Annotated in this window: 2 protein-coding genes and 1 pseudogene; all 3 read left to right on the top strand. The window is 37.4% G+C overall.

Annotation, left to right across the window (positions count from 1 at the left end; genetic code table 11):
• Positions 1–103: 103 nt before the first annotated feature.
• The 3 genes and pseudogenes from GQR46_RS16215 to GQR46_RS16205 all read left to right on the top strand — a co-directional run bounded on the left by GQR46_RS16215 (position 104) and on the right by GQR46_RS16205 (position 4605).
• Entirely contained in the window at positions 104–352 is a 249-nt protein-coding gene (locus GQR46_RS16215) for a YfhL family 4Fe-4S dicluster ferredoxin (RefSeq protein WP_010554958.1), read from the top strand.
• 214 nt (positions 353–566) lie between these two features.
• Positions 567–1265, top strand: a complete 699-nt coding sequence (locus GQR46_RS16210; protein WP_165741505.1) for a metallophosphoesterase — start codon at positions 567–569, stop codon at positions 1263–1265.
• A gap of 411 nt (positions 1266–1676) precedes the next feature.
• Positions 1677–4605: pseudogene (locus tag GQR46_RS16205) on the top strand (TonB-dependent receptor).
• Positions 4606–4803: the final 198 nt, after the last annotated feature.

The following is a 4803-nucleotide window of genomic DNA, read 5'->3' as shown; positions in this document are numbered from 1 at the left end:
TGCATAATTTAACGCTGTTAATCATATAATTTAAAATAAAGCAGTAAATGTTCTATTTTTTCATTTTTTGTTTTATATGAACTTTAATTGGAAAGGCTAAAAAGTGGCTCTACTCATAAATAGTAAATGCATTAACTGCGATATGTGTGACCCAGAGTGCCCTAATGAGGCTATTTATATGGGCGCGAAGATATACCAAATAGATGCTAATAAATGTACTGAGTGTGTAGGGCATTATGATAAACCTACTTGTGTAAGTGTATGTCCAATTGACTGTATAAAGCCCGATCCTAATAAGCGTGAAAGTTTAGATGAGCTGGCTGATAAGTTTGTGCTGCTAACGAACTTATAACTTGTTCAGGTATTTTGCTAAGCCGCTTTTTACTATTGGCTAAAAACTATCTACATTACTTATTTAGCTTGTAGTTAAAGTCCGCTGTCATACATTTTTAGTTTCAATCAAATCTTATTACCTTCATTAATTATCAATTATATTGTGTTACCTTAAGGCTTTATAAACTCAAGTATTAATCTAAGTTTTAGATTGCATTCTATAGGAGTCTATTTTGCATATAGGTATTAACGCTATTCAGGCTGTATCTTCAAAACAAGCAATATTTATTAATGATGAGTGCCGAGTATTTGTAATTGGCGATCTTGATGGTGATTTACCTGCCTTAAAAAACGCACTTAATAATGTAAATTTTAACCCTGAAAGAGATACTTTATTTTGCCTAGGCGATTTTGTTGATCGCGGGGATAAAACATATGACTTATTTACATACTTACAAGCCATTAGGGCATGTATGATATTAGGTAATCATGAGCATTTAATGTTGGAATCATTATTAAGTAATGATAAAGCGGCTTTTAAATTATGGACTGACAATGGTGGCAATTGGCACAAGTCGGTATCGAGTGAAAAGCTCAATGTTATGTGCGATGAGTTACTAACTAAACCTCTTTCAATAGTACTTGAATATCGCGGTTATAAAGTTGGGTTGTCTCATACATTTGCACAATCGTGGGATTGGGAAAATTACCCTGATGATAAATCGGTGATTGTGCAATCTCTATTGTGGGATCGCGAAGTAGTTAAACAAAATAAGGTAGTTAAAAGTCATGGAGTCGACTTTTCAATACATGGACATAACTCAACTAAAGCACCTTTCTGGGTGGGTAATAGCTATCATATAGATACCAATTATTATGGTGGAAAGCCTACATTACTCGAGCTTTCAGAGGTTATTGCTACGCTTGATTAACCAAGCGCTATTTAGCAATTGTTACTTCTTTCAAATATCATTCGGCAGCTTTGCTTTTTAAAATGTAAGCTGCTGACTACCACATCTAATTATCCCCCTTAGTTTTTTCTATACACTCTATGATGATTTATGCACCGTAATTATTTTATTAAGCTATTAAATACAACAAAGCCGCTCTTAGTTTATTAATTGAGAGCGGCTTTGATGTGTGGGCTGGATTTTAGCTTTCATTTAATAGGTATAAATACAGTTAAAAGAGGATTCACTCGATTTTATATTGTTGGTTAACAAACGGTTAAGTTTAGCTGTGTAGAATTGGGAACAATTTTTGCCATTACGTGAATAATTTGCGTAAAAGGACTAACTTCTCGCTTAGTTTTATGAGCAGATTTAAATGGAACAGCCTCTCACATGATAGTAGCAAGTATATACCCTTTCCCTTTTTCAACGTTTTGTAAGTCATCACTTTATGTATCAATTTTTTCTGCTTTGGGTTCTACGTGTGCTTTTGCAGCGCAAGAAAACGAAAACTCGCAGCACACAAAAGATATGGAAGTAATAGAAGTACGTGGCATCCGTTCAAGTATGGCCGAAAACTTAGATGTAAAACGTATGTCTGGCTCAGTGGTTGATGCAATTACAGCGGAAGATATTGGGAAGTTCCCTGATAAAAACGTTGCGGACTCTCTTCAGCGTGTACCTGGTGTGGTAATTGAGCGTGATGGTGGGGAAGGTTCATCAGTCAGTATTCGTGGTTTATCGTCAGAACTTACTTTTACACAGCTTAATGGTAATTTTATTGCGTCTTCTCCGGGAGAGCCTTCGCGTTCGTTTGATTATGCTTTGTTACCGTCTTCGATGATTGAAAGTGTAGAGGTTTATAAATCGCCAGAGGCACGCTTAGATGAAGGAGGGGTTGGTGGTACTGTATTAATGCATAGCCGAAAGCCTTTGAGTATGGATGCAAACTCAGGTGTAATTAATGTAGAGAGTACTTACGCTGATGTTTCAAAAGAATATGAACCACAGTTTACGGGTTTATATTCATGGAAAAACGACGACGAAGACTTTGGTGTATTAGTTGGCTATACCTATCAGGAACGAATAAACAGGACACTTTCGGGCGGAACTGATGCAAATGTATGGCGCTATACTGGTACTGGACAACCTACAGATATAAACGCTAACGCAGTTAATAACAATAATGGTTGGGATACTATTAATGATGCAAACGGCAACAGTTACGATGGCGTTTGGTTTCCACAAGTTGTGCGAGGTTCAGTTCTTAACGAAAAACGTGAGCGCGAAGGAATTCAAGTTAGTACACAGTGGCGACCAACAAATCGTTTAGAGCTTGGATTTAATTACTTTGGCTTTACACTCGGCCAAGACAGAACAGAATCTGTGATTGATATACCAGAGTGGTCTTTAAATTCTGATTTTTTAACGGATGTAAACCTTGATGAGTCGGGCGCTATTGTTACAGGTATGCAATACGATGCAATGGCAAGCGATATTGAAAGTGATATGCAGTTTCCGTGGATGCGCGGCAGTTATGTACGTGAAGAATCCACCTCCGATACCTTTGATTTTAATTTAACTTATGAAGGCGATAATTTTAAAGCACGTTTTGTTGTGGGTAATACAAAATCAGAAGGAGGGCCAGAAGAAAGCTGGGAGGCTGCATATAAAAGTTCAAACGCCGGCGAAAACGCCTCTACTCTACAAAATGCAGCTCAAACGGCAGGCTGGTCACTGAACCAAAATAATGTATCACTTAATATCGACCCTAATACATTAACTAACTTACAAAATGGTATTGGAGGCGGTCGTGATGCGGGTTCTTCAAACTCAAGTTTTGTACGCAGTGAGTTAGAAGAAGATTATTACCAAGCTGATGTGGATTTTTATGTTGATTGGGGCTTTTTAAAAACAATTAGAACCGGTGTCAAATACCGTAACTCCATGCTTCATCGTGAAACTGGCAATACCTTCTTTTTAGATCCTAATTTTGATATAGCTGCAGGGGAAGCAAGCGAGCAAGGTATTACGCGTTTTGATAGCTACCAGTGGAATGGTGGAATGCCTTTGGCTCAAAATGTATTTACGAGTGAGAGTAATATTGCTGGTGGTTTTGATATAAACCAAATGCCAAGTATCGATTGGGATAAATACCGCGATATGGTCACTGCTAACTATGTTCCTTATACACGTATTGAAGATAACTTTGTTTACGACATTGAAGAAAAAATATCTGCTTTTTATATTCAAGGCGATTTTGAGTTTAGTGAAGTAAGAGGTAATTTGGGCGTACGCGTAGTACAAACTAAAACATTTACTTCATCTACCGACTTATATACCTACCAATTAGATCACACAAATGACGCAACAGGTGAGCCAGTAACGGGTGACGCACGTTTTGTAGAAGACTATCAGTTAGTCACTCAGCAAAACAAAGACACTCAAATACTACCGAGCTTTAATATAGCGTGGGATGCAACCGACGATTTAGTTATACGTGGGGCAATAGCAAAAGTAATGTCTCGTCGCTGATTACAGCGATTTAGGTGCGCAGCAGCGTATTACATTTGTATCGGATGAATGGGCCGATGATAGAACTGCATTTAATGAATTGCCTGGTTTTAGCGGTAGTGGCGGTAATAAAAACTTGAAACCATTTGAATCAGTTCAAGCAGATTTATCTATTGAGTATTATTACAGCGAGGGTTCTGCTATTGGATTGGCGCTTTTCCATAAAAAAGTAGATAACTTTGTTGTGCCACTGGTAATAGATGTAGAGCAAAGTTTTGCCGGTAAAAATAACATAGTGGATGCCGGTATTATTAATATAGCTCCGTATAGCAATGTAGGTAATGGTACCGATGCGGTATCTAAAGGCGCGGAAGTATTTATCCAGCATGCCTTTGATAATGGTTTTGGCTTTTACGCAAACTACACCTATAACAAAACTAACAAAGCAGATGTAACTGTAAATGGTGAAGAATTTGGTCAGTCGGCATTAATAGGTAGTGCAAAGTATCAGTACAACACTTCTGTTTATTATGAAGGTGACGCTTTTAATGTGCGCGCTTCATATAACAAACGAGGGGAGACAGTATTAGGCCTTAATAGTGGTTTAAATGTATATCAAGATCCCTATGAGCAAGTTGACGTTAATGCATCGGTTAATTTGTATGAAGGGCTAAGCTTAACAGCTGCTGTTATTAATTTAACTAAGTCGGAATCGGTAACGCGTTTAGGTGATGATACAGATACACGATTACTTAACTCGAGCTATTCTGGTCGGCGCTATTACGCAGGCTTTAATTACAGCTTTTAATTAACGGCATACGCAATATTTTATCAAAAGCCAACTGACTAACTTTAGTTGGCTTAACCTAACAGAGCCAAATAGTATAATTTTATGTATGCACATAGTTTTGTTGCTCATATTGATTGTTTAATAGGCAGAAAAAGCCTCGCATCCCTTTATTTGTATAGCTTTCATACTAAATTCATTTAATTGTCAAAAAGCTGA

It is taken from the genome of Pseudoalteromonas sp. Z1A6 (assembly GCF_011378745.1).
GTDB classification, from domain to species: Bacteria; Pseudomonadota; Gammaproteobacteria; order Enterobacterales; family Alteromonadaceae; genus Pseudoalteromonas; species Pseudoalteromonas arctica.
The sequence above is the reverse complement of the archived record's forward strand: the minus strand, read 5'-3'. Positions and strand labels throughout refer to the sequence as shown.